This is a genomic window from Mesorhizobium sp. M2A.F.Ca.ET.042.01.1.1, assembly GCF_003997405.1.
In the GTDB taxonomy this organism is placed as follows: Bacteria; Pseudomonadota; Alphaproteobacteria; order Rhizobiales; family Rhizobiaceae; genus Mesorhizobium.
Window position 1 is genome coordinate 1 of record NZ_RZRX01000065.1, and the last position, 26,041, is coordinate 26,041.

The window sequence follows — 26,041 nt, forward strand, 5'->3', positions numbered from 1 at the left end:
ATAGCCCATCCGGTACGGGTCCTGGACGACGAGGCCGGAGATGACGCCGTCATTGAGGAACTTGATCAGCTTCTCGTCGCTGTCGAAGCCGATCAGCGCCACCTTGCCGCCGAGATTGTTCTCGGCGATGGCCTGGCCGACGCCCTGCGCCATGATCAGGTTCGAGGCGAAGATGCCCTTGAGGTCCGGATTGGCGGTGATGAGGTCGGTGGCGATGTTCAAGCCGGTGGTGGCCTGGCCGTCGGCGTATTTGTCGGCGACGAGCTGGAGGCCCGGATACTTGGCCTTGATCTGTTCGATGAAGCCTTGCTTACGCTGCTCGAGCGAGCCGGCGCCGGGAAGGGCGGTGATCAGCGCGACCTTGCCTTCCACCTTGCCGCCATTGGCGGCGCCGATCGCAGCAGCGAGACCGTCAGCGGCGACACGGCCGCCCTGGACGTTGTCGGTGGTGAGGAAGGAGGTGAAGGCCTTGGAGTCGGCGCCGGAGTCGATGCCGATGACCTTGACCTTCGAAGCCGCCTCATCGATCGGCTTGCCAAGCGCCTTGAACTCGGTCGGCGAGATGACGATGGCCGCCGGGTTGCTGGCGACAGCGTTCTCGAGGATCGAGATCTGCCCGTTGACGTCGGTTTCAGCCTGGGCGCCGAGCTCCGGCACGTTGATGCCGAGGTCCTTGCCTGCCTTGCGGGCGCCGGCCAGCACGATCTGCCAGTAGAAGGAGGTGGTGTCCTTGACGATGATCGGAATGGTCACGTCGGCCGCCGAGGCGGGCGCGGAATGCATCGCGCCGGCAAGCATCGACGCAGCGGCCAGGGCCACGAAAGCACGGCGGTTGAGAAGGCTGGTCACGAATTTCATTAGGTTCCTCCCTAAGTCGCCTGGTGAAGGTTGCGGAAGCTCCATCTGGATAGGCGCGGCCCAAACAGAACTTTATCAATAAAAAACAGATGCCATTTTTTGATAGAGCATTGCCATGGCCGATGCAAGCGGTGTCTGTTGCCGTTTGTGTGATGCGGGTGAGGGTCCGTTCTGCCCTACCGGCTCGCCTTGGCGGCACATGGATGCTTCCCGTTCCTCCCTATCGTCACGGAACAATAATTCCATTTATATGTCAATACGGAATACATATTCCATATCAAGGCCGCAGGTGTGAAGGCAGGGGTTCTTGACTTCCACCGCAATATTGACTTCGGACTAGTGCATTTCATCGTTTCACGGAAACGGCGAAATGCACTATCTCTTTGTTTTTCCGCAATTTCGGACGGAAAACCGCTTCACACTTTTCCTGAAATTGCTCTAAAGCGTCGCGCCGAGATGCCAGGGCACGAATTCGTTGTCGCCGTAGCCGAAGGCCTCGCTCTTGGTCTTGCGGCCGGACGCCGTCTCGATGATCAGCTCGAAGATCTCGCGGCCCATGCCGGCAATGGTCTTCTCGCCCGAGGCGATGACGCCGCAATTGACGTCCATGTCCTCTTCCATCTGGTGGTACATGGTCGAGTTGGTCGCGACCTTGATCGACGGCGTCGGCCGGCAGCCGAAGCAAGAACCGCGGCCGGTGGTGAAGACGATGACATTGGCGCCGCCCGCCACCTGGCCTGTGGCCGAGACCGGGTCGTAGCCGGGCGTATCCATGAACACCAGGCCGTGGCCAGAAACCTTCTCGGCATAGCCAAAGACGCCATTCAACGGCGTCTGGCCGCCCTTGGCGACAGCGCCCAGCGACTTCTCGAGGATCGTGGTCAGGCCGCCGCGCTTGTTGCCGGGCGAGGGGTTGTTGTCGATCGAGGCGCCGTGCTTGGCGGTATGCTCCTCCCACCATTTCACGAAGCCGTCGAGCTTGGCGGCGATCTCGGGCGAGGCGGCTCGATAGGCGAGCAGGTGCTCGGCGCCGTAGATCTCGGTCGTCTCCGACAGGATGCCGATGCCGCCGACGCCAGCCAGGATGTCGACAGCGGCGCCCAGCGCCGGATTGGCGGTGATGCCCGACATGCCGTCCGAGCCGCCGCATTGCAGGCCGACGACGATCTCGCTGACCGGGATGGGCTCGCGCTTGAGATGGCCGACTTCCTCGGCGATCTCGGTGAGCACGCCCATCGCCTTCTCGACCGATTTGCGCGAGCCGCCGGCCTCCTGGATATTGAAATGACGTTTTCCCGCCGCCACACCCTTCTGGCCGTAGAGGGTGAGCTGGTTGACCTCGCAGCCTAGCCCCACCATCATCACGCCGCCGAAATTCGGATGGCGAGCATAGCCCGCAAGCGTGCGGTGCAGGACCATCATGCCGTCGCCGGTGCCGCTCATGCCGCAGCCCTGACCATGGACGATCGGCACGAAGCCGTCGATGCCGGGATATTTCGGCAGAATCGTGCGGTTGGCCTCGTCGGCAATGGCGTGGCAGACGGTGGCCGAACAATTGACGCTGGCGATGATGCCGATGAAGTTGCGCGTGCCGGCGCGCCCGTCGGCACGGCGGTAGCCCATGAAGGTGCGCTTGCGGTCGGCTTCGGTGGCGTGCTCGGCCTCGCTAGGCGGCACCACCGGCAGGCGGCCGCTCTCGAAGACCAGATTGTGCGAGTGGACATGCTCGCCCGGCGCGATGTCCTGGGTGGCGCGACCGATCGCCTGCGCGTATTTCACCACCGCTTCGCCGGCGGCGATCGGCCTGATCGCCACCTTGTGGCCAGGCTCGATCACCGCGATCGCGGTGGCGCCGCCCGGCAGCGCCGTGCCGATCTCGATGCGGCCATTGGCGACCGCGACATTGTCGGCGGGGGAAAGAAGAATGGTGTTTGCGGGGTTCACGAGCGGCTGTCCTGGGTCATCCTGGGAATGCGGGCGGATTGACATGCGCCCGTTTGGGGGTAATGTCTTTTATCGTGAAAAAACATTTTTGCGTCAATTGTTTTTTCATCAGCGGCGGCTGTCGCCCCTTGTTCGATGCGCGACCGCCCGTTTGGCAAGCCGGCGAAAAACGATTCCGCTTTTCGGGGCCGTGCGTTAGGAGACACCGATCATATCGCGCTTCCGGCTGTCCGCCGCAAGCGTTGGGGGATACAGGCATGTCGAAGAGCAACAACGTCTACAAGGACGCGTTCAACCGCTGCCTGCGGCTGCTCGACGAGACCCAAAGCCTGCCGTCCGAGCCGGAACTCGGCACGCTGCTCGGTGTGAGCCGGACCACTGTGCGCAGCATCCTTTCGCGCATGGAAGAGACCGGGCTGATTACCTGGAACAAGCGTAACAAGACAGTGCTCAGGGGACCGCGGCCGGAGGATTTCTTCCCCGAAGAAGAGACGGACTCGCTGGCCGAGATCATCGAGCGCTCCTTCATGCGCAGGCTGCTTGCCGGCGGCGCCGAGGCCGGCATGCAGATCAACGAGCTGGAACTGGCGCGCGAGATCGGGGTGGGCACCACTAGCGTGCGCGAATTCCTGATCCGCTTCTCACGCTTCGGGCTCATCGAGAAGCGGCGCAACAGCCACTGGGTGCTGAAGGGTTTCACGCGCGCCTTCGCGCTGGAGCTGACCGAGATCCGCGAGATGTTCGAGCTGCGTTCGGCGGCGGCCTTCGCCGCGCTGCCGGTGGACAGCGCGGTGTGGGCCGATCTCGACCGGCTGGAGCTCGAACATCGCCAGCTTGCCAGCGACATAGCCACGCGCTTCAACGAATTCTCGGAACTCGACGAGCGTCTCCACCGGCTGATCCACCGCGCCTCGCACAACCGCTTCATCGTCGACTTCTATGACGTGATCGCGATGATCTTCCACTACCACTATCAGTGGAACAAGGCCGAGGAGCGCCAGCGCAACGAAGTCGCGATCCAGGAGCATCTCGCCTATATCGCGGCGCTGAAGTCGCGCGATCCCGCCAAGGTGGACATCGCCTGCCGCAAGCACCTGAAGTCGGCGCGCCAGACGCTGCTGAGCTCGATTCCCGAGGGACGGCAGCCGCAGCCCGCCGACGGCACATTGACAGGCACATTTGCCCGGGCATGAACGGTATCGCGCCGCGTTGCCGCAGCGCGGTTTTGCCGATTTTCCCGCCTTATCGTCCGTGTTACGGTCGATAGAATTTCCGGGAGAGGCTTTCCGTTGCATATCCGGCTGAGACGATGGAGCATGCCGGCCGCGTTCGTCGCGGCGCTGCTCCTGTTGCTTCAGTCCTCGCTCGGCGCTTTCGCCTTTGGCGCGCCGTCGCAGCTCGATGCCTTCGGCAACGTCATCTGCACGCATGAAGGGGCCGCAAAACTCCCCGGCGGCGATCCGCACCAGCAGCATATGCCGGCCTGCTGCTCGCTCGGCTGCAGCATGGTTTCGCCGGCGCATCTGCCGCCGCCGGACGTATGCGCGCTAGCCGGAACCAGGGTTTTCGAGACCGTCGCCTTCCAGCCTCCCGCCTTCCGGCACCAGGATTTCGCCCGCGACCGCTCGCCAGCCAATCCGCGCGCGCCGCCGGCAATGGTCTGATCCGCGGAACCTTCCGCGGACCCATTCATCCAAAGACCAGACTGTTCGCGGCCGCAAAGGCGGCGCGATCCTCATATTCATGGAGCAACCATGTCCAATCTTCTACCCCAGGCACAAGCCTTCGCCCTTCGCATCACGCAGCAGCTCGACTTCCAGCGGCGTCTCGCCTTCGCGCTTTTCGTTGTTCTTCTCCTGGCTTGCGTTCCCGGCGCCCTCGCGCATGAGTTCAAGGTCGGCGACCTCGAGATCGAGCATCCCTGGTCGCGGGCGACGCCGCCTGGCGCCAAGGTGGCTGGTGGCTATTTCACCGTGGTCAACAAGGGCAGCGCGCCGGACCGGCTGCTGTCGATTACCTCCGACATCTCCGACAAGGCCGAACTGCATGCGATGGGCGTCAAGGATGGCGTCATGACCATGCGGCCGGTCGAGGGCGGGCTCGAGATCCCGGCCGGCGGCAAGGTCGCGCTGAAGCCCGGCGCCTACCATCTGATGTTCACCGGCCTGAAGCGGCAGCCGAAGCAGGGCGAGAAATTCCCGGCGACGCTGACCTTCGAGAAGGCCGGCAGCGTCGAGGTCGAGTTTGCCGTCGAAGGCATGGGCGAGACCGGCAGTGGCGACATGGACATGGACCACGCCGAATAATCCGCCAAATCGAAATCAGAGGGACAATTCATGAAGAAGTATCTTCTGGCGGGCGCGCTTTGCGCGCTCGGAACCAATGCCGCGCTCGCCCATATCACGCTCGAAACGCAGGAAGCGTCTGTCGGCTCCACCTACAAAGCGGTCCTGCGCGTGCCGCATGGCTGCGAGGGCAAGGCGACGACGGCCGTGCGCGTGCAGATCCCCGAGGGCGTCATCGCGGTGAAGCCGATGCCCAAGCCCGGCTGGACGCTGCAGATCAAGAAGGGCAAATACGAGAAATCCTACCAGCTTTATGGCGAGACGCTGACCACCGGCGTGAAGGAAGTGGACTGGAGCGGCGGCAATTTGCCGGACGAATTCTATGACGAATTCGTCTTCCGCGCCTCGCTGGCGGCCGACCTGCCGGCCGGCCAGATACTCTATTTCCCGGTGGAGCAGGAATGCGGCGACGCCACCGATCGCTGGATCGAGATCCCGGCGGCAGGCCAGGATGAGGACGCCTTGGAAAGTCCAGCGCCCGGCATCAAATTGCTGCCGAAGAAATGATCTTTTCTTGGCGCGCTCCATCCGGGCGCGCCACCATTCCTGTAAGACGGCATGAACGCAGCACAATCTTCCCCGACGATGCGCCTGCATACCGGCCCGATTGCCTGGCTGGTCGCAGTGCTCATGGCGGTTGCGGTATTGGCCATGCCCGGCCGCGCCTTCGCGCATGCGGCGCTGGTCGCGACCGATCCGGCCGACGGCGCCGTGCTGGAGCAAAGCCCGGCGCAGTTTTCGCTGACCTTCAGCGAGCCCGTCTCGCCGCTGGTGCTCACGCTTGTCCGGCCCGATGGCTCGCAGCTTGCTTTGACATCCTTCCGTCTCAACGACCAGACGGTCGAGATCGACAATCCCGAAACGCTCAAATCCGGTACGCACGTGTTGAGTTGGCGGGTGGTGTCGGTCGATGGCCATCCGGTCGGCGGTTCGGCGCTGTTTTCCATCGGCGCGCCAAGTGCGGCGCCGATCCCGGGCGAAGCCGTGGATTGGACGCTGCGCGCGGCGATCTGGGCCGCCAGGCTGTTTCTCTATGCCGGCCTCTTCCTCGGCGTCGGCGGCGCGTTCGCGCTCGCCGTGCTGGCCGGGGACGGGCGCCGCGGCCGGCGCTTTGTCGCGGCGGCGCTGCTTCTGGGGCTCGTCGCAGCGCCGGTGTCGCTCGGCCTGCAGGGGCTCGATGGACTTGGCGCGCCCCTGGCGCGCTTTGCGACGCCGGTCGTGTGGAAGACCGCACTGGAGACCAGCTTCGTGTGGACCGTGCTGGTCGGCCTGATCGCGCTTGGCCTGGCGCTGCTTTCGCTTGCCGGGCCGCCAGGTCTTCGCAAGCTGTCGGCGAGCGCGGCATTGCTTTGTGTCGGCGGCGCTGGCACCGCTAGGCTTGGCATTGCGGCGGGAGCCGGCGGAAGCAAAAGTCTTCCTGCGCCGCTTCTCCCGCGCGATCCCGCCGGTCGTCATTATGCTAGCCGCAAGCGGCATTGTGCTCGCGATCATCCAGGTGCAGGAACCGGCAGCGCTGATCAACACGTCCTATGGCCGGCTGCTGCTGTTGAAACTGGCGCTGCTGCTTTTCGTGTTCACGCTTGCGGCGGTCAATCGGTGGACGCTGACGGCGCCCGCCGAGGCCGGTGACACCGAGGTGCAACGACGGCTGGTGCGCTCGATCGGCATCGAGATGCTGATCGTGCTCGCCATTTTCGGTGTCGCCGCCGGCTGGCGCTTCACCCCGCCGCCGCGCGCGTTGGCGATCGCCGCGGCGCAGCCGGTGTCGATCCATATCCATAGCCTGGAAGCAATGGCCGATCTCAGCATCACGCCTGGACATACCGGCGAGGTTGCTGCTTCGATGGTGATCATGACCGGCGATTTCGGACCGCTCGACGCCAAGCAGGTGACGCTGGTGCTGTCGAAGCCGGATTCCGGCATCGAGCCGATCAAGCGGCCGGCAAGGAAACCCGGCGACGGCACCTGGCGCGTCGACAATCTCGTGATTCCGCTGCCCGGCCGATGGAACGCCCGGCTCGATATCCTCGTTTCGGATTTCGAGGCGGTAAAAATCGAGGCGCCGATCGACATCCGATCCGATTGAGATCCAGTCCATATAGAATACGGCGAGGCGGTTGACGGCGCCGCCAAGGCCCGTCATTCATCTTGCGAAACAGTGGGCATCGCCCCCGAACGCGGCCACAACAAGCATTCGAAAGCAGGGAAGAAACGATGGAAAAAGCCGAAATCGGCCTGATCGGCCTTGGCACTATGGGCTCCAACCTGGCGCTCAACATCGCCGAGCACGGGCACCGCATCGCCGTCTTCAACCGCACGCCGTCGCGCACCGACGCCTTTGTCGAGAGCGCCGGTCCGCTGAAGGACATGGTCGTTCCCTGCTACAGTCTGGAGGAACTCGCCGCGGCGATCCGGCCCCCGCGGCCGATCATCATCATGGTGCTGGCGGGCAAGCCGGTCGACGAGCAGATCGCGGCACTGCGCGGCGTGCTCTCCGACAACGACATCGTCATCGATGCCGGCAACGCCAATTTCCGCGACACGATGCGCCGCTTCTCGGAGCTGTCCGGCTCGGGCCTGACCTTCATCGGCATGGGCGTGTCCGGTGGCGAGGAAGGCGCGCGCCACGGGCCCTCGATCATGGTCGGCGGCACCGAAGACTCCTGGAAGCGCGTCGAGAGGGTGCTGACGGCGATCTCGGCAAAATTCAAGGACGAGCCTTGCGCGGCCTGGCTCGGCCATGACGGCGCCGGCCATTTCGTAAAAACCATCCACAACGGCATCGAATATGCCGACATGCAGATGATCGCCGAGATCTACGGCATATTGCGCGACGGGCTCGGCATGGCGCCCAAGGAGATCGGCAAGGTCTTCGAGGAATGGAACAAGGGCCGCCTCAACTCCTACCTGATCGAGATCACCGCCAAGGTGCTGGCCGCCGACGATCCCAAGACCGGCAAGCCGGTGGTCGATATCATCCTCGACCGCGCCGGGCAGAAGGGCACCGGCAAATGGTCGGTGATCGAGGCGCAGCAGCTGGGCATTCCGGCTACCGCCATCGAGGCGGCGGTCGCGGCGCGCGTGCTGTCCTCGATCAAGGACGAGCGGCAGGCGGCTGAAAAGGCCTATGGCAATATCGGCGTCGAGAAGATCGCTGGCGACAAGGCCGCACTGCTCAAGGATCTGGAGCTGGCATTGTTCGCCGGCAAGATCGCGGCTTACGCGCAAGGGTTCGCGGTGATGAGCGGCGCATCCAAGGAGTTCAACTGGAACCTGCCGATGCCGACCATCGCCAAGATCTGGCGCGCCGGCTGCATCATCCGCTCGCAGATGCTGGACACGATGGCCGAGGCCTTCGGCTCGGGCAGCGCGTCCACCAATCTTCTGATGGCGCCGGCCTTCATCGCCATGATGAAGGAGGCGCATCCGTCGCTTCGGCGTATCGTGGCAAGGGCGTCCGAGGCCGGCTCTCCGGTGCCGGCGCTGTCCTCGGCGCTGGCCTATTTCGACAGCTACCGCCAGGGACGCGGCACGTCGAACCTCATCCAGGCACAGCGCGACTTCTTCGGCGCGCATGGTTTCGAGCGCATCGGGGAAGAGGGCGCCTTCCATGGCCCGTGGGGGAGTGGCGCCGGGCATTAGCCGCGATAGGGCAGAACCTCGCTCGGCGTGCTGAGCGACTGCAGCGTGCCTGGGTCGGCGCCGCCGATCCAGCCAAGCACGGCTCGGGCGAGCTCGTAGCCGGCCAGCCGGAAATCCTCGTTGACGACGAGCAGCTCCCGGCGGAACAGGTGCAGCACCTCCGATGACTGTTTCGACACCACGTCGACATCGCGGCCGAGCTTCAGGCCGGCATCCTCGATGCCGGCGACGACGGCGAGCGTTGCTGCGGCGGCGCTGCTGATGATGCCGTCCGGACGGTCGTCCCGGCGCATGAGCTGGGCGGTGCGCATCCTGATCTGCTCGATTGTATGGTCGATGGAGACGGTATTGAACGGCACCTCAGAGGCGCCGACCTCGCTCAGGGCATCGGCAAAGCCGTTCACCGTATAGCGGAAATAGGTGAGGCCAACCGGGGGCGTCACGAGGGCAAGCCGGTTGCGGCCTTTGGCGGCGAGCGCGCGGACGGCTTCGCCGGCAAAGGCGTAGTTGTCGAAGTCGTGATAGGGATGCACCAGCCCCATGTCGGTGCGGCCATGCGTGGCGAAGGGAACGCCATGCTCCAGCATGTAGCGCGCCCGCGGGTCGTTGGGCTGGGTGCGCGAGATGATGACGCCATCGGCCGAGCCCGTCTCGACCAGATAGCGCACCGGATCGAGCGGATCCTGCGAGCGCGAATAGGGTGTGACGATCAGGTGATAGGGCGTGTCGGCGATCACCTCGGTGACGCCGTAGATGATGTCCGAGACGAAACTCATCAGCTCGTGCTCGGTGTTGAGCACAAGTGAGATGACGTTGGTCTTGCCGGTCCTCAAGCGCACACCGGCGCGATTCGGGCGATAGCCGATCTGCTTGGCGACGAGCTGGACGCGGCGCCTGGTCTCGGCGCCGATCTCGGGTGCATCCTTGAGCGCGCGCGACACCGTCGTGACGCCAAGCCCGGTCATGAAGGCGAGCGTCTTCAGCGTCGGCCGCTCCTTACCCGACGCGTCGTCGTTGCCCTTCTTCGTTACCCGTCTATCCATTCGTCCCGCCCGCCAGGCGCATAGCAGCCGCAGGGCCGACCGGCAATCGTGCGGCGTTGACGATTGCGCGACTTCTGCCCGCGGCAAGCGCCAGTATACTGAAACGTTACAGATTGCCAATCTTCGTGATTGGCCGGGTTGCGACTTTCCGATCCGCGTGCGGAGATGAGCGCAAAAGTCCCTGGAATCAAAAAGAAATATCGATCTGGGGCCGATTTCAGCCACGATCGGTCGCTTTGGCGCCGGCATTGGCGCCTTGAGGGAAGGATTTTGTTCGTGCTTCGAAAAAATGTGAGGTTGCCCTGAGACAGGGGGTTGCCTATGCCGGCCATTTGCCGTATCGAAAATCTGTAACGTTTCAGATTCTGGGAGGAAGCCGAAATGCGATACAAATTCCTGACTGCCGCCTTTGCCGCGACGGTTGCGCTCAACTTTGCCGGCCCGGCGGCCGCGACCGACCTCGAAGTCACCCATTGGTGGACTTCGGGCGGCGAAGCGGCGGCGGTGGCCGAGCTTGCCAAGGCATTCGACGCCACGGGCAATCACTGGGTCGACGGCGCCATCGCCGGCTCCGGCGGCACGGCACGGCCGATCATGATCAGCCGCATCACCGGCGGCGACCCGATGGGCGCTACGCAGTTCAACCACGGCCGCCAGGCGGAGGAACTGGTGCAGGCCGGGCTGATGCGCGACCTCACCGACATCGCCACCAAGGACAAATGGACCGAGATCGTGCGGCCGAAGAGCCTGCTCGACTCGTGCACCATCGAGGGCAAGATCTATTGCGTGCCGGTCAACATCCATTCCTGGCAATGGCTGTGGCTGTCGAACGAGGCCTTCCAGAAGGCCGGCGTGCCGACGCCGAAGGACTGGAATGAATTCGTGGCCGCCGCTCCGGCGCTCGAGAAAGCCGGTATTATCCCGCTCGCGGTCGGCGGTCAGCCCTGGCAGGCATCGGGCGCCTTCGACGTGCTGCTGGCCGCGGTTGGCGGCACCGATGCCTTCCTGAAAGTGTACAAGGACAAGGACGCGAAATTCGCCGCCGGTCCAGAGATCGCCAAGGTGTTCAAGGCGGCGGACGACGCCCGCAAGATGGCCAAGAACACCAATGTGCAGGACTGGAACCAGGCTACCAATCTGGTCATCACCGGCAAGGCCGGCGGCCAGATCATGGGCGACTGGGCGCAGGGCGAGTTCCAGGTCGCCGGCAAGACCGCCGGCAAGGACTATACCTGCCTGCCCGGCCTCGGCCTGAACGAGGTGATCGCCACCGGCGGCGACGCCTTCTACTTCCCGCTGCTCAAGGACGCCGACAAGTCCAAGGCGCAGGAAGTGCTGGCCGAAACGCTGCTCGATCCCAAGACCCAGGTCGCCTTCAACCTCAAGAAGGGCTCGCTGCCGGTGCGCGGCGACGTCGACCTCAACACGGCTAACGACTGCATGAAGAAGGGTCTCGCCATCCTCGCCAAGGGCGCGGTCATTCCTTGGACAGACCAGCTGCTCTCGCAGGACAGCCAAAAGCAGAAGGAGGACCTGTTCTCCGAATTCTTCGCCAAGCCCGACATGACGCTCGAAGAGGCGCAGAAGCGCTTCGCCGACATCATCGCGTCGGCCGACTGATCGACGGCGCCCCCGCCAACTCCCGACCCCAGCCTATCCGGGGCCGGGAGCCTGACGTCTCATTGCCCGGCTGCCGAGATGAGCAACAGCGAACGCCCCAACCAGCTTTTCCGCAATCTGAACGCCAAGATCGCGTCGATCCCGATGATCCTGACGGCTCTGGTGGTGTTCGTCGGCGGCACGGCCTGGACGGTGCTCTATTCCTTCACCAATTCGAAGCTCCTGCCGCGGCTCAACTTCGTCGGGCTCGACCAATATGACCGGCTCTGGTCGACATCGCGCTGGCTGGTATCGATCGAGAACCTCTTGATCTATGGCGCGATCTCGCTGGTGTTCTCGCTGGTCATCGGCTTCCTGCTGGCGGCGCTTCTCGACCAGAAGATCCGCTTCGAGGACACGTTCCGCACCATCTTCCTCTATCCCTTCGCGCTGTCCTTCATCGTCACCGGGCTGGTCTGGCAGTGGCTGCTCAATCCGGATTTCGGCGTGCAGCGCGTCGTGCGCGACCTCGGCTGGACGAGCTTCAGCTTCGACCCGCTCTACAATTCCAGCATCGTCATCTACGGCATTTCGATCGCGGCGCTCTGGCAGGGCACGGGGCTGATCATGTGCCTGATGCTCGCCGGTCTGCGCGGCATCGACGAGGATATCTGGAAGGCGGCGAGAGTGGATGGCATCCCGGCCTGGAAGACCTATCTCTTCATCATCATTCCGATGATGCGGCCGGTCTTCATCACCACGCTGGTGATCATCGCCGCAGGCATCGTCAAGGTCTATGACCTCGTCGTGGCGCAGACCAGCGGCGGCCCCGGCATCGCCTCGGAAGTGCCGGCAAAATACGTCTATGACTACATGTTCTTCGCCCAGAATCTCGGCCAAGGTTTCGCCGCCTCGACCATGATGCTGCTTTCGGTGGTGATCGTCATCGTGCCCTGGGCCTATCTCGAGTTCGGAGGCAAGAAGCGTGGCTGACGTCGCCTCCCTGTCCCCCGGCGCCGAAGCGCTCAGGCGCGGTGCCGCCGGCCCCAGCGGGCCGAAGCCGCGGCATGTGCTGTCGCGCCGCAACATCTTCCTCTACGGCACGCTGATCGTCGTCGCGCTCTATTATCTTTTGCCGCTTTACGTGATGATCGTCACCTCGCTGAAGGGCATGCCGGAGATCCGCCTCGGCAACATCTTCTCGCCCCCGATGGAGATCACCTTCGAGCCCTGGGTGAAGGCCTGGGCCACCGCCTGCACCGGGCTCAATTGCGACGGGCTGTCGCGCGGCTTCTGGAATTCGGTGCGCATCACCGTGCCGTCGGTGCTGCTCTCGATCGCGATCGCCTCGGTGAACGGCTATGCCCTGGCCAACTGGCGCTTCAAGGGCGCCGACACCTTCTTCATCATCCTGATCGTCGGCGCCTTCATCCCCTACCAGGTGATGATCTACCCGATCGTCATCATCCTGCGCGAGATCGGTATCTACGGCTCGCTGACCGGGCTGGTGATCGTGCATTCGATCTTCGGCATGCCGATCCTGACGCTCTTGTTCCGCAACTATTTCACCTCTATGCCGGAGGAGCTGTTCCGCGCCGCGCGCGTCGACGGCGCCGGCTTCTGGGGCATCTACCTGCGCATCATGCTGCCGATGTCGCTGCCGATCTTCGTCGTCGCCATCATCCTGCAGGTGACCGGCATCTGGAACGACTTCCTGTTCGGCGTCGTCTACACGCGCCCCGACACCTATCCGATGACGGTGCAGCTCAACAACATCGTCAATTCGGTGCAAGGCGTGAAGGAATACAACGTCAACATGGCCGCAACCATCCTGACCGGGCTGGTTCCGCTGATCGTCTACTTCGTTTCCGGCAAGCTCTTCGTGCGCGGCATCGCCGCCGGCGCGGTGAAAGGATGATGATGGACATCGCCAATCCCAGCGTTTCGATCCAGGACCTGTCGCTCAATTTTGGCGCCGTCTCGGTGCTGCAGACGCTCAACCTGGATGTCGCCGAGGGCGAGTTCATCGTGCTGCTCGGACCGTCCGGCTGCGGCAAGTCGACCTTGCTCAACTGCATCGCCGGCCTGCTCGACATTTCGGACGGCCGCATCTTCATCAAGGGCAAGAACGTCACCTGGGAAGAACCGAAGGATCGCGGCATCGGCATGGTGTTCCAGTCCTACGCGCTCTATCCGCAGATGACGGTGGAGAGGAACCTTTCCTTCGGCCTGCGTGTCGCCGGCGTGCCGAAGGACGAGATCGCCAAACGCATCGCTCGCGCCGCCGAGATCCTGCAGATCGAGCCGCTTTTGCAGAGAAAGCCCTCGGCGCTTTCGGGGGGCCAGCGCCAGCGCGTGGCGATCGGGCGGGCGCTGGTCCGCGACGTTGACGTCTTCCTGTTCGACGAGCCGCTCTCCAATCTCGACGCCAAGCTGCGTTCGGAACTGCGCGTCGAGATCAAGCTGCTGCACCGCCGCCTGCAGAACACGATGATCTACGTCACCCACGACCAGATCGAGGCGATGACGCTGGCCGATCGCATCGCGGTGATGAAGGGCGGCGTGATCCAGCAGCTCGATGCGCCGCAGACGATCTACAACCGCCCCGTCAACCGCTTCGTCGCCGGCTTCCTCGGTTCGCCGGCGATGAATTTCATCGACGGCAGGCTGGAGAAGGACGGCGACTGGCACTTTGCCGTGGAGGATGTACGCATCCCGCTTGCGACCTATGCCTTCGAGAAGGAGCCGGCGCCAGGCCCCGCGGTGTTCGGCATCCGGCCCGAGCATGTCGCCTTCAACAGCGGTACGGGCTGGCCCTTCGCCGCGACGGCTAATGTCGAGGTCGTGGAGCCCATGGGTTCCGATACGCTGGTGTGGCTGAAACTCGGCGGGCAGAACTTCACCGTGCGCGTCACCTCCGAACGCACGCCGAAGAACGGGGATCCGGTCAGCGTCGGCTTCGATCCGATGCGCGCCTCGCTCTTCGACGCTCAAACAGGCAACCGAATTTAATCTCCCAGGACCAACCGAACGGACAGGACAGATGAACTGGTCATTCCAACTCTACAGCGCCCGCAATTTCCAGCCATGGGACGGCGTGGTGAGAATGCTCGGCGAGCTCGGCTACAAGCAAGTGGAGGGTTTCGGCGGCGTCTATGACGACCCGAAAGCGTTCCGCGCCGAGCTCGACAAGAACGGTCTTGCAATGCCGACCGGGCATTTCTCGATCGACGCGCTGGAAAACGACTTCGACGGCGTGCGCAAGATCGCCGACGCGCTCGGCATCACGCTGCTGGTCTGCCCCTATCTGATGCCCGATCAGCGCCCATCCGACAGCGCCGGCTGGCGCGGTTTCGGCGAGCGCCTGGCCAAGGTGGGCGAGACGGCGAAAAAGGCCGGCTACGGCTTTGCCTGGCACAACCACGATTTCGAGTTCAAGGCCCTTGCCGACGGCTCACTGCCGCAGGACCACATCCTGTCCGCGGCACCCGACATCGGCTGGGAAATGGACGTCGCCTGGGTGGTGCGCGGCGGCGCCGATCCGCTGCCCTGGATCGAAAAACACGGCAAGCGCATAGTCGCGGTCCACGTCAAGGATATCGCCAAGCCCGGCGAGGGGCTGGACGAGGACGGCTGGTCCGATGTCGGCCACGGCACGATCGACTGGGCAAGCCTTTTCAAGACATTGCGCGCCAAGAGCGCGGCGCAGTATTTCATCATGGAACAAGACAACCCTAACGACATCGAGCGCTATGCCCGTCGCTCGATCGCGGCAGCCAAAAGCTGGCAGGAGTAATTGAAATGGCAGACAAGCTTGGCGTCGGCGTCATCGGCTGCGGCAACATATCGAAGGCATATTTCTCGCTGGCGCCGCTGTTCCGCGGCATCAAGATGCGCGCCTGCGCGGATATCAACATGGATGCGGCGAAGGCGCGGGCAAAGGAGTTCAAGCTGCGCGCCGAGACGGTCGACGACCTTCTCAAGGACGACGAGATCGACATCATCGTCAATCTCACCATTCCGGCGGTGCATTACGAAGTGTCGAAGCAGGCGCTCGACGCCGGCAAGCATGTCTATTCGGAAAAACCTTTCGTTCTGTCGATCGAGGAAGGACTCGACCTCAAGAAACGGGCCGAGAAGAAGGGCCTGCGCATCGGTTCGGCGCCGGACACGTTCCTTGGCGGCGCGCACCAGCTGGCGCGCGAGCTGATCGACAGCGGCAAGCTCGGCAAGATCACCAGCGGCACCTGCCATGTGATGGGCCACGGCATGGAGCACTGGCATCCCAATCCGGACTTCTTTTTCCAGCCGGGCGCAGGTCCGGTGCTCGACATCGGACCGTACTATGTCACCAACCTGATCCAGCTGATCGGGCCGGTGAAACAGGTGGCGGCCTTCGCGACGACCCCCGCGAAGGTGCGGACGATCAGCTCCAAACCGCGCGCGGGCGAGAAAATCCCGGTCAACACGCCGACCACGATCCATGCGCTGCTCGAATTCGCCAACGGCGCGGTGATAACGCTCAACACCTCCTGGGACGTCTGGAGCCATGGCCACGCGCCGATGGAGCTCTATGGCGAATTGGGCACCGTCTTCGTGCCGGATCCGAATTTCTTCGGCGGCGAGGTGCGCTTCACCGACGCGGCCAAGCCGGTGAAGAAGCTGCCGAAGTGGAACCACCCCTTCGGCGTGCCGAACGAGATGCACGGCCAGGGCATGATGGCCAATTACCGCACCGCCGGCCTGGCCGACATGGCGATCGCGATCTCCGAAGGGCGGCCGCATCGCTGCTCGATGGAGCTGGCGCTGCACGCCGTCGACGTGATGACCGGAATCCTGCGTTCCGGCGAAAGCGGCAAATACGTCGCCATGCAGACGACCTGCGAGCGGCCGGCCGCGCTCGGCGTCAAGGACGCGAAGGCGCTGCTGGCCAAGAAAAACTAGCTGGCAACCCCTCTCCCCGTTTCGGCGGGGAGAGTGTAAGGGTAGGGGCAAGCATCGATTCAATTGACCCCTGAGCCGAGCATGAAGTCGCCCGAAAACCGCTCCACACTTTTCGGCTTCATGCTCTAGCGGCGGTTGCCGCGTTGCCCCATCCTGAGGTTTCCCATGCCCTATGTCGCCGCCGAGAACCGCTACGAAAAGATGATCTATAACCGCTGCGGCCGCTCCGGCCTCAAGCTGCCGGCGATCTCGCTCGGGCTGTGGCACAATTTCGGCAACGATACGCCGCACAGGACCAAGCAGGCGATCGTGCGCAAGGCCTTCGACCTCGGCATCACGCATTTCGATCTCGCCAACAATTACGGTCCGCCGCCCGGCTCGGCGGAGACCGCGTTCGGCGAGATCCTGCGCATCGATTTCGCCGCCTATCGCGACGAGATGATCATCTCGACCAAGGCGGGCTACGAGATGTGGGCGGGTCCCTATGGCGAATGGGGCAGCCGCAAATATGTGCTGGCGAGCCTCGACCAGAGCCTCAAGCGGATGGGGCTCGACTATGTCGACATCTTCTACTCGCACCGCTTCGACCCGGAAACGCCGCTGGAAGAAACGATGGGCGCGCTCGACCACGCGGTGCGCTCCGGCAAGGCGCTCTATGCCGGCATCTCCTCCTACAATTCGCAGCGCACGCGCGAGGCGGCCGACATTTTGCGGCAGCTCGGCACGCCTTGCCTCATCCACCAGCCGAGCTATTCGATGCTCAACCGTTGGGTCGAGGAGGACGGGCTGCTCGACACGCTGGAGGGGCTGGGCATCGGCTCGATCGTCTTCTCGCCGCTGGCGCAAGGCATGCTGACCGACAAATATCTCGGCGGCATTCCCGAAGGCAGCCGCGCATCCCAGGGCAAGTCGCTCAGGCCGGCCTTCATCAACGACAAGTCGATCGCCAACATCAAGGCGCTCAATGCCATTGCCGCTCGACGCGGCCAGACGCTGGCGCAGATGGCGTTGGCCTGGGTGCTGCGCAAGGGCCGCGTGACCACGGCGCTGATCGGCGCCAGCCGGCCGGAACAGGTCGAGGATTGCGTCGGCGCGCTCAAGGCGCTCGAGTTCTCCGATGCCGAGCTTGCCGAGATCGATATTTACGCGCGCGAGTCCGACATCAACCTGTGGGCGGCTTCGGCCGAACGCAAAGGGCCGCCGCGCAAGTAGCGGTTAGCCGGCGGATCGTCGGCGCCCAGCAGCAGGGGCCTGCGGAAACAGTGGCAAAATCGCTCGTTGGTCGCTATCTCAGGGGAAATTGAAGTCCTTGGCATGCGGTCGCGCGTGCAAGCGTCGATTGGGCGAACAAGATGACGGCAAGAGATGCGCTGACCAAGAACCAGCTCTGCGTGCTCGAGAAGCTCGAGGCATCCAGCGGGCCGCTCAGCGCCTATACGCTGCTCGACCAGTTGCGGGAGCGCGGTTTCCGGGCGCCGCTGCAGGTTTACCGGGCGCTCGACACGCTGGTGAAGTCCGGCTTCGTGCACCGGCTGGAAAGCCTCAATTCCTTCGTCGCCTGCGCCGAGCCGCACGACCACAGCCATTCGATGACCGCCTTCGCCATCTGCGACAATTGCGGCCAGGTGACCGAAATGTCCGACCACGACGTCGATCATCGCCTGGACGAATGGGTGCGCTCGACGGGCTTCGCGGCCAAGAAGGCGGTGATCGAGTTTCGCGGGGTTTGCGCGAAGTGCCGGGCTGAGGCGGCTTAGCTCTATACGACTTAGCCTGTTAATGCCGGCGACGGATCGCGGCGCTTCTCGGCATGCCGCCTAATGCGCCTCGTCCCAGTTATCCGCCGCCCGGGCGTCGACATGCAACGGCACCGACATTGAGACCGCCGGCATCGGCGCGTTTTCCATGACCCGGCGCACGACGGGAATAGTCGCTTCGACTTCCGCTTCCACCGTTTCGAAGATCAGTTCGTCATGCACCTGCAGCAGCATGCGGGCAGAGAGCTTCGCCTTCTCCAGCGCTTCCTCCATATGCACCATAGCGCGGCGGATGATGTCTGCCGCGGTGCCCTGCAGCCTGGCGTTGATCGAGGCGCGCTCGTTGAAGGCGCGGACCGACGGGTTGGACGATCGTATCTCCGGATAATGGATGCGCCGGCCGAAGATGGTTTCCACGAAGCCATGCTCGCGCGCGTAGGCCTTGGTTTCCTCGATATAGTCGCGGATGCCGGGGAAGCGCTCGAAATAGCGCTTGATATAGGCGCCGGCCTCGTCGCGCGGGATCGACAGTTGGTTGGCGAGGCCAAAGGCCGAGATGCCGTAGATGATGCCGAAATTGATCGCCTTGGCGCGCCGGCGCACCTCCGAAGGCATGCCCTCGACCGGCACGTTGAACATTTCCGACGCGGTGATGGCGTGGATGTCGGCGCCGTCGGCGAAGGCCTGCTTGAGCTGCGGGATCTCGGCGACATGGGCAAGCACGCGCAGCTCGATCTGGCTATAGTCGGCCGAGACCAGCTTGTGGCCCTTCTCTGCGATGAAGGCGGTCCTGATCTTGCGGCCCTCGGCGGTGCGCACCGGAATATTCTGGAGGTTGGGATCGGAGGATGACAAGCGGCCCGTGGTCGTCGCGGCGAGCGCATATGAGGTATGCACGCGGTTGGTGCCGGGGTTGATGAAGCCGGGCAGCGCGTCGGTATAGGTCGACTTCAGCTTGGTGAGCTGACGCCAGTCGACGATCTTGCGCGGCAGCTCATGGCCTTCGGCGGCGAGGTCTTCCAGCAGCTGCGCCGAGGTCGACCATTGCCCCGTCTTGGTCTTCGAGCCGCCCGGCAGGCCCATCTTGCCGAACAATATGTCGCCGAGCTGTTTGGGCGAGCCGATGTTGATGCGCTCGCCGACGATGCCGTAGATCTCTTCCTCGACGCGGGCAGCGCCCTGCGCCAGCTCGCCCGAAAGCCTAGACAGGATCTGCCGGTCGACCGATATGCCGCGCTGCTCCATGCGGGCAAGCACCGGCACCAGCGGCCGTTCCAGCCGCTCGTAGACGGAAACGAGGCCCTTGGCGGCGAGCCGGGGCTTCAGCAATTGCCACAGCCGCAGCGCCAGATCGGCCTGTTCGCCGGCATAGGCTGTCGCACGCTCGATATCGACCTGATCGAAGCCGATGGCGCTCTTGCCCGAGCCGGCCAGTTCCTTCTTCGACGCCGGCGCGTGGCCCAGCCACTTCTCCGACAGCGAGGCGAGGTCGTGGCCGCCGGACGTACCTGCATCAAGCACGTAGGAGATGAGCATCGTGTCGTCGAACGGTCCGACCTCGATGCCGTGCCGGCTCATCACGACGATGTCGTATTTCATGTCCTGCACGATTTTGAGGACCGACCGGTCCTCGAGCAGCGGCTTGAGCAGCGCCAGCGCCTCGCGGACCGGGATCTGGTTCTCCAGCATGCCGCCGCCAAGCAGGTCGCCATTGCCGTTCTTGTGGGCAAGCGGCACATAGACGGCGCGACCGGACGCGATCGCCATGGACAGGCCGATGAGATCGGCCTGCATCGGGTCGGACGAGCTGGTCTCGGCGTCGAAGGCGAGGATGCCGGCGTCACGGGCTTCGGCGATCCAGGCCTTCAGCGCGGCCGTGTCGCGGATCGCGCCATAGGCTGAAGGATCGATCTTGCGCGCCGCCGCCTGTTCCAGCCGCAGCGCGGAGAGGAGCGATGGGGTGTCGCCCTGCGGCGGCGCGTCCTCGCCCCTCGTGGCTGGCGAGGCGGGTTTCGCGTCGCCGTTTGATTGAGGCACTGCCTGCCTTGGCGGCGCGCCGGCGCCGACATCGGGGCCGTGCGCGGCATCGGCGCGCTCGACGATGACGGCGGAAGCCTGGACGTCGCTGATCTCGGTCGCGGTCGCCTCGGCGACGCGTCGCGTCAGCGTGGTGAATTCCATGGTCTTCAGGAAGCCGATCAGCTTCGGGCCATCCGGCGCATGCAGCACCAGGTCGTCCAACCCCTCCTTCAGCGGCACATCGTTCTTCAGCGTCACCAGCTGACGCGAGATGCGGGCCTTGTCGGCATTGGCTATGATGGTCTCGCGCCGCTTGTCCTGCTTGATCTCGGAGGCACGCGCCAGCAGCCCGTCAAGGTCGCCGAACTGCTCCAGCAGCTGCGCAGCGGTCTTCGGGCCGATACCGGGCACGCCGGGAACGTTGTCGACCGAGTCGCCGGTGAGCGCCTGCAGGTCGATCATCTTTTCCGGCGGCACGCCCCATTTCTCGATCACTTCGGGAATGCCGATCTGGCGGTCCTTCATCGGGTCGTACATGCCGACCGTCGGGCCGACCAGCTGCATCAGGTCCTTGTCGGAGGAGATGATGGTGGTGTCGGCGCCTACCTCGCAGGCCAGCCGGCAATAGGTTGCGATGATGTCGTCGGCCTCGAACCCTTCCATCTCGATGCAGGGCAGGTTGAAGGCCACGGTCGCCTGGCGGATCAGGCCGAATTGCGGGATCAGGTCCTCAGGCGGCGCGGAGCGGTTCGCCTTGTATTCCGGGTAGAGATCGCTGCGGAACGTCTTCGAGGAATAGTCGAAGATGACGGCGAAATGCGTCGGCACGATGCCTACATTGGTGTTGCGGGCGTCCTGCATCAGCTTCCAAACCATGTTGCAGAAGCCAAGCACGGCGCTGGTCGGCAGGCCGTCGGATTTGCGGTTGAGCGGCGGCAGCGCGTGGTAGGCGCGGAAAATGTAGCCGGAGCCGTCGACGAGGAAGAGGTGGTCGCCTTTTTTCATGCCGGCAGGGATAGCGCGGCCAGCCTTCGGGGTCCATGCCAAAGGCTGCGGAACCGACCGGTTCGGGCAACACCCCTGACAGATCCTGTCCGGCCGGAAAATTGGGCGCTCACGGGCATGTTACAAAAGTGTAATTTTCATGCCCTTGAATCGCCACGTTCACAGACCCAAATACACGTCATCGGCAGTTTTCGCCGAAGTCCGGAGCAAGGCCCGTCCCCCGCCTATCCCGGGCAAACTGCGGCAGCCTATCCCCCCTCTCCGGGCTGCCGCATCGTTTCGAGTAAAGACCGCCGTGGTTTCCCCTCCACCACGGCGGTCTTCTTTTATGTTACGGCAGCGATTGACCGGGTTGGTCCAACAATCACGGCTTTTCGTTTTCGGCGTGGCCCTTTAGGGTCTGGCCAAAATCGAAAGGCAAAAAGCATGTCCAGAATCTCCCCCGTCCTTGAGCGTCTCGATCAGAATCTCGACCAGAGCCTGGAGCGGCTGTTCGGCCTGCTCGGCATCAGGTCGATCTCTACCGATCCGGCCTTCGCCGCCGACTGCCGCAAGGGGGCGGAATGGCTGGTCGCCGAACTCAAGCTGATCGGCTTCGACGCGAGTGTGCGCGACACGCCCGGACATCCGATGGTGGTGGCGCATCACGAGGGGCCGGCAGGCGCGCCGCATGTGCTGTTCTACGGCCACTACGACGTCCAGCCGGTCGATCCGATCGAATTGTGGGACACCGACCCGTTCGCGCCGTCGATCAAGGAGATCGAGCCTGGACGCAAGGTGATCACCGGCCGGGGCTCGGCCGATGACAAGGGGCAGTTGATGACCTTCGTCGAGGCATGCCGCGCCTGGAAGCAGGTTCACGGCAATCTGCCGTGCCGCGTCACCATCCTGTTCGAGGGCGAGGAGGAATCCGGCTCGCCGTCGCTGAAGCCGTTCCTGGAAGCCAACGCCGCCGAGCTGAAGGCGGATTTCGCGCTGGTCTGCGACACCAGCATGTGGAACCGCGAGACGCCGTCGATTTGCGTGTCGCTGCGCGGCATGGTTGGCGAGGAGATCACGGTCAAGGCGGCCAGCCGCGACCTGCATTCGGGCCTCTATGGCGGCCCGGCCGCCAACCCGATCCGCATCCTGGCCAAGGTGCTGGCCGACGTTCATGACAAGGATGGCCGCGTCACCATCCCGGGCTTCTATGACGGCGTCGAGGAGACGCCCAGCCAAGTGCTGAAATCCTGGGAAGGCCTCGGCGAGACGGCCGAGACCTTCCTCGGACCGGTCGGTCTTTCCATTCCGGCCGGCGAAAAGGGGCGCTCGGTGCTCGAAATGACCTGGGCAAGGCCGACGGCGGAATTCAACGGCATCATCGGCGGCTATACCGGCAAGGGGTTCAAGACGGTGATCGCGGCAGAAGCTTCGGCGAAAGTGTCGTTCCGGCTGGTCCACAAGCAGGATCCGAAGAAGATCCGCGCCGCCTTCCAGGCTTTCGTGCGCGAGCGCATTCCCGGCGACTGCTCGGTCGAATTCCATCCGCATGGCGGCTCGCCGGCAATCCAGCTTTCCTACGACTCGCCGTTCCTGGCCAAGGCCAAGCACGCGCTGTCCGACGAATGGGACAAGCAGGCTATCACCACCGGCGGTGGCGGCTCCATCCCCGTGGTCGGCGATTTCCAGACCTATCTCGGCATGGAATCGCTGCTGGTCGGTTTCGGGCTCGACGACGACCGCATCCACTCGCCGAACGAGAAGTACGAACTGACCTCCTTCCACAAGGGACAGCGGTCCTGGGCGCGCATCCTCGATGCTCTGACCCGGTGAGGCGGAAATCGCGCAAGATGTGAGATTCAACTTTCTGTTGATTTTTCTCCGGATCGCGGCGAGGACGAATGACCAGCGCAACGCGCCGCTGCTGCTGACGCATCCCAGGCGATGTGCGGTGTCGCGGGCCGCGATCCGGAGAAGAGAATGACCGATATCCGTTTCCACAAGAACGACCTGCCCGACCTCACCCGCTACAATGTCGGGGCGGTGGCCATCGACACGGAAACGCTGGGCTTGAACCCGCATCGCGACCGGCTCTGCGTTGTGCAGATCTCGCCCGGCGACGGCAGCGCCGACGTCATCCAGATCGCGCCCGGCCAGAAGAAAGCGCCGAATCTCGTCAGCCTGCTTCGCAACCGCGCGATCACCAAGCTGTTCCATTACGGCCGCTTCGATATCGCCGTGCTCTACAATGCGTTCGGCGTGATGGCGGAGCCGGTGTTCTGCACCAAGATCGCCTCGCGGCTCGTCCGCACCTACACCGACCGCCACGGGCTGAAGGATCTCTGCAACGAATTGCTCGGGATCGGCCTGTCCAAGGCGCAACAATCCTCGGACTGGGCGGCGGAAACGCTCTCGCCCGAACAGCTCGACTATGCCGCCTCCGACGTGCTCTATCTGCACCGCCTGCGCGAGGTGCTGGCGGCGCGCCTGGCGCGCGAAAACCGCACCAAGGAGGCCGACGCCTGCTTCCGTTTCCTGCCGACGCGCGCCAAGCTCGACCTGATGGGCTGGGCGGAGGAAGACATTTTCGCGCATAGCTGACGGAACCCGGCGCGGCGGCGGGCGTTCTTGCCGGTTCGGCCGGTTCACGGAGCGGGCCGGTTCGTGGAGGAGTGAGATGGCAGAGCGCAAACCGATGGAAAGCGCCCCGAAGGACGGCTCGAAAGTCACCATCCTGTGGAAGGACGGCGACGGCGTCGTCAATGAATCCGTCGGCCAGTATCGCGATGGCGGCTGGTGGGTCTACACCGACAGCGACACGCAAAAGAAGGTCGATCCGATGAACTGGCGTCCGGCATCGGGTGACGACGACGAATGAAGCTGGCGCTGGCGAGGCCGGCCGCTTTCCAATAGGTTCCATCCGTCACAATCGGATGGCCGATTCGGGGTGCGTGGCTTCGTTGGTCCTCCGCTCACGGAGGGATTGGCAATGGGAATTGAAAGCCTGCTCGTTTTCATCATCATCGGCGCGATCGCCGGCTGGCTTGCCGGCCTGATCGTCAAGGGTTTCGGCTTCGGACTGGTCGGCAACATCGTCGTCGGCATCGTCGGCGCCCTGATCGCCGGCTGGATATTCCCAAGGCTTGGCTTTGCCGTGGGCGGCGGGATCCTTGCCGCGATTATCCACGCCACGATCGGCGCGGTGGTCCTGCTGGTGCTGATCAAACTGGTGAAACAGGCCTGATCTTCCAGCAGGCATCGGGGACGCGCCGTGAAGCAGAACATGCTCTATGCCATCATCGGCGCTCTCGTGGTCGTGGTCATTGCGCTCGGCGTCTATATCTATCGCGAGCAGACCAGGCCGAAAGGCGTCGAGCTCAAGATCGACGACAAGGGTATTTCGATCCAGCAGAACTGATCACGGTGGCCAGCCGCCGGCGCCGTGAGGAGCCAGACTGCGCCGGGTGAGTCGGCTGCTGCCCGCGGCGATCGGTGAGAAGCCGAATTCAGAAAATCCCAACGGTTTTCAAAAGGCTGCATAAACCCTGCTTTAACCCGCCTTTAAACCGCCGCATCTAGTCTTCAACCGAACGCCATCGGCATCGGGGACAGACAGCAAGAGCGCATGGCGAACCGCAGGGACAGTCGCATCGAACCGAGCTTCGAGGGATCGCCGCGCGCGAAATCCTCCGAGGGCTTTTCGGTGAGCGAGGAGGATCGCGTCGTGCCGCGCACCCGCAAATCCGCTGCCAAGGGCAGATCCGCCAAGGCGAAATCACGCGGCCGCGGCCGCGACCGCAACCGGCGCGGGCTGCTCGGCATCGCCACCCGGCTGGTCTACTGGTGCTTCGTGCTGTGCATCTGGGGCGGCATCGCAGCGGCCGGCGTCGTCGTCTACTACGGCGCCAAGATGCCGGCTGCGACGACGTGGTCGGTCCCGGATCGCGCGCCGAACATCAAGATCGTCTCGGTCGATGGCGCGCTGATCGCCAATCGTGGCGCGTCGGGCGGCGAGGCCGTCGGCCTGCATGAAATGTCGCCCTATATCCCGGAGGCCGTCGTCGCCATCGAGGACCGGCGCTTCTATTCGCATTTCGGCATCGACCCGATCGGCCTGTCGCGCGCCATGGTCACCAACCTGCTCGGCCGCCATTTCTCGCAAGGCGGCTCGACGCTGACGCAGCAGCTGGCGAAGAACCTGTTCCTGACGCCTGACCGCACGCTGGAGCGCAAGGTCCAGGAAGTGCTGTTGGCGCTCTGGCTCGAGCACAAGCACACGAAAGACCAGATCCTCGAAATGTACCTCAACCGGGTCTATTTCGGCTCTGGCGCCTATGGCGTCGAGGCCGCTTCGCGGCGCTATTTCGGCAAGAGCGCGCGCGACGTGTCGCTTTCGGAGGCGGCACTGCTGGCGGGCCTGCTCAAGGCGCCGTCGAAGCTTTCGCCGGCGCGCGACCCGAAGGCGGCCGAGGAGCGGGCGCAGCTCGTGCTCGCCGCCATGCGCGAGACAGGCAAGATCAGCGACAAGGAATACAAGACGGCGCTGAGCGCGCCGGCGACGCGTGCGCCGTCCTATTGGACCGGCTCGGAAAACTATGTCGCCGATACGGTGATGGACGAGCTTCCCGACCTGATCGGCGACGTGCGCGGCGACATCGTCATCAACACCACCGTCGACCTCAACCTACAGAAGCTTGCCGAACAGTCGATCCGCCGGCTGATCGACGAGAGCGGCAAGAAGCTCAACGTCACTCAAGGGGCGCTGGTGTCGATCGACGATTCCGGCGCGGTGCGCGCCATGGTCGGCGGCTATGATTACTCGACCAGCCAGTTCGACCGCGCCTCGGAAGCGCGCCGCCAGCCGGGCTCCGCCTTCAAACCCTTCGTCTATATGGCGGCGCTGGAG

The 26,041-nt window shown here is 64.0% G+C and carries 23 protein-coding genes and 1 pseudogene; 20 read left to right on the forward strand and 4 right to left on the reverse strand.

From position 1 onward, the window contains the following. Both EOA23_RS12370 and EOA23_RS12375 read right to left on the reverse strand, forming a co-directional pair. Positions 1–858 (reverse strand): ABC transporter substrate-binding protein (locus tag EOA23_RS12370; protein ID WP_127304346.1); only part of this gene is annotated, 858 nt, incomplete at its 3' end. Positions 859–1,296: 438 nt separating this feature from the next. Then, on the reverse strand, positions 1,297–2,802 hold the full coding sequence (locus EOA23_RS12375) for an altronate dehydratase family protein (protein WP_127304347.1): 1,506 nt from the start codon (positions 2,800–2,802) through the stop codon (positions 1,297–1,299). Between the two features lie 257 nt (positions 2,803–3,059). Here EOA23_RS12375 and EOA23_RS12380 point away from each other — a divergent pair, with 257 nt between their 5' ends. The 6 genes and pseudogenes from EOA23_RS12380 (at position 3,060) to gndA (ending at position 8,789) form a co-directional block, all read left to right on the forward strand. Further along, positions 3,060–3,995 (forward strand): GntR family transcriptional regulator, encoded by a 936-nt coding sequence (locus tag EOA23_RS12380; RefSeq protein WP_127304348.1) that lies wholly within the window; start codon positions 3,060–3,062, stop codon positions 3,993–3,995. Between the two features lie 123 nt (positions 3,996–4,118). Beyond that, on the forward strand, positions 4,119–4,466 hold the full coding sequence (locus EOA23_RS12385; protein ID WP_127304349.1) for a hypothetical protein: 348 nt from the start codon (positions 4,119–4,121) through the stop codon (positions 4,464–4,466). A gap of 90 nt (positions 4,467–4,556) precedes the next feature. Next, positions 4,557–5,108 (forward strand): copper chaperone PCu(A)C, encoded by a 552-nt coding sequence (locus tag EOA23_RS12390; protein ID WP_127304350.1) that lies wholly within the window; start codon positions 4,557–4,559, stop codon positions 5,106–5,108. Between the two features lie 30 nt (positions 5,109–5,138). Continuing rightward, a complete protein-coding gene (locus EOA23_RS12395) occupies positions 5,139–5,654 on the forward strand; it encodes a YcnI family protein (protein WP_126064332.1) in 516 nt (171 codons plus the stop codon). Positions 5,655–5,705: 51 nt separating this feature from the next. Next, positions 5,706–7,233, forward strand: a pseudogene (locus EOA23_RS12400) (CopD family protein). 128 nt (positions 7,234–7,361) lie between these two features. Beyond that, positions 7,362–8,789: an NADP-dependent phosphogluconate dehydrogenase gene (gene gndA, locus EOA23_RS12405; RefSeq protein WP_127304351.1), complete on the forward strand. Its 1,428-nt coding sequence runs from the start codon at positions 7,362–7,364 to the stop codon at positions 8,787–8,789. Here the strand turns inward: gndA and EOA23_RS12410 are convergent. Beyond that, positions 8,786–9,832: a LacI family transcriptional regulator gene (locus EOA23_RS12410; RefSeq protein ID WP_127304352.1), complete on the reverse strand. Its 1,047-nt coding sequence runs from the start codon at positions 9,830–9,832 to the stop codon at positions 8,786–8,788. The two genes, gndA and EOA23_RS12410, sit on opposite strands and share 4 nt — an antisense overlap. A 381-nt stretch (positions 9,833–10,213) precedes the next feature. Between EOA23_RS12410 and EOA23_RS12415 the strand changes: the two genes are divergently transcribed. The 8 genes from EOA23_RS12415 (at position 10,214) to EOA23_RS12450 (ending at position 18,132) form a co-directional block, all read left to right on the forward strand. Further along, positions 10,214–11,452 (forward strand): ABC transporter substrate-binding protein, encoded by a 1,239-nt coding sequence (locus EOA23_RS12415; protein WP_127304353.1) that lies wholly within the window; start codon positions 10,214–10,216, stop codon positions 11,450–11,452. Between the two features lie 78 nt (positions 11,453–11,530). Continuing rightward, the gene (locus tag EOA23_RS12420; RefSeq protein WP_127304354.1) at positions 11,531–12,424 is read left to right on the forward strand and encodes a sugar ABC transporter permease; all 894 of its coding nucleotides are present in this window, start codon (positions 11,531–11,533) and stop codon (positions 12,422–12,424) included. Then, positions 12,417–13,349 carry a carbohydrate ABC transporter permease gene (locus EOA23_RS12425; RefSeq protein WP_127304355.1) on the forward strand — a complete coding sequence of 311 codons (933 nt, stop codon included), beginning with the start codon at positions 12,417–12,419 and terminating at the stop codon, positions 13,347–13,349. Before EOA23_RS12420 ends, EOA23_RS12425 begins: the two co-directional genes overlap by 8 nt. Continuing rightward, positions 13,349–14,443 carry a sn-glycerol-3-phosphate ABC transporter ATP-binding protein UgpC gene (gene ugpC, locus EOA23_RS12430; protein WP_127304363.1) on the forward strand — a complete coding sequence of 365 codons (1,095 nt, stop codon included), beginning with the start codon at positions 13,349–13,351 and terminating at the stop codon, positions 14,441–14,443. Before EOA23_RS12425 ends, ugpC begins: the two co-directional genes overlap by 1 nt. A gap of 31 nt (positions 14,444–14,474) precedes the next feature. Next, positions 14,475–15,227: a sugar phosphate isomerase/epimerase gene (locus EOA23_RS12435; RefSeq protein ID WP_127304356.1), complete on the forward strand. Its 753-nt coding sequence runs from the start codon at positions 14,475–14,477 to the stop codon at positions 15,225–15,227. Between the two features lie 5 nt (positions 15,228–15,232). Beyond that, positions 15,233–16,375: a Gfo/Idh/MocA family oxidoreductase gene (locus EOA23_RS12440; protein ID WP_127304357.1), complete on the forward strand. Its 1,143-nt coding sequence runs from the start codon at positions 15,233–15,235 to the stop codon at positions 16,373–16,375. 165 nt (positions 16,376–16,540) lie between these two features. Next, positions 16,541–17,587, forward strand: a complete 1,047-nt coding sequence (gene mgrA, locus EOA23_RS12445) for an L-glyceraldehyde 3-phosphate reductase (protein ID WP_127304358.1) — start codon at positions 16,541–16,543, stop codon at positions 17,585–17,587. Between the two features lie 140 nt (positions 17,588–17,727). After that, on the forward strand, positions 17,728–18,132 hold the full coding sequence (locus EOA23_RS12450) for a Fur family transcriptional regulator (RefSeq protein WP_041003614.1): 405 nt from the start codon (positions 17,728–17,730) through the stop codon (positions 18,130–18,132). Between the two features lie 60 nt (positions 18,133–18,192). Here EOA23_RS12450 and polA read toward each other — a convergent pair whose 3' ends face one another. Further along, positions 18,193–21,156 (reverse strand): DNA polymerase I, encoded by a 2,964-nt coding sequence (gene polA / locus EOA23_RS12455; RefSeq protein WP_189341592.1) that lies wholly within the window; start codon positions 21,154–21,156, stop codon positions 18,193–18,195. A 426-nt stretch (positions 21,157–21,582) separates the two neighbouring features. Here polA and EOA23_RS12460 point away from each other — a divergent pair, with 426 nt between their 5' ends. The 6 genes from EOA23_RS12460 to EOA23_RS12485 all read left to right on the forward strand — a co-directional run. Beyond that, positions 21,583–22,968 (forward strand): M20/M25/M40 family metallo-hydrolase, encoded by a 1,386-nt coding sequence (locus EOA23_RS12460; RefSeq protein ID WP_127304360.1) that lies wholly within the window; start codon positions 21,583–21,585, stop codon positions 22,966–22,968. 147 nt (positions 22,969–23,115) lie between these two features. After that, a complete protein-coding gene (locus EOA23_RS12465; protein WP_042640864.1) occupies positions 23,116–23,736 on the forward strand; it encodes a ribonuclease D in 621 nt (206 codons plus the stop codon). A 76-nt stretch (positions 23,737–23,812) separates the two neighbouring features. Continuing rightward, the gene (locus tag EOA23_RS12470; RefSeq protein WP_127304361.1) at positions 23,813–24,013 is read left to right on the forward strand and encodes a hypothetical protein; all 201 of its coding nucleotides are present in this window, start codon (positions 23,813–23,815) and stop codon (positions 24,011–24,013) included. A gap of 111 nt (positions 24,014–24,124) precedes the next feature. Continuing rightward, a complete protein-coding gene (locus EOA23_RS12475) occupies positions 24,125–24,379 on the forward strand; it encodes a GlsB/YeaQ/YmgE family stress response membrane protein (RefSeq protein WP_042640778.1) in 255 nt (84 codons plus the stop codon). 27 nt (positions 24,380–24,406) lie between these two features. Next, positions 24,407–24,553 (forward strand): hypothetical protein, encoded by a 147-nt coding sequence (locus EOA23_RS12480; RefSeq protein WP_127304362.1) that lies wholly within the window; start codon positions 24,407–24,409, stop codon positions 24,551–24,553. Positions 24,554–24,760: 207 nt separating this feature from the next. Then, positions 24,761–26,041 (forward strand): transglycosylase domain-containing protein (locus tag EOA23_RS12485; RefSeq protein WP_145966420.1); only part of this gene is annotated, 1,281 nt, incomplete at its 3' end.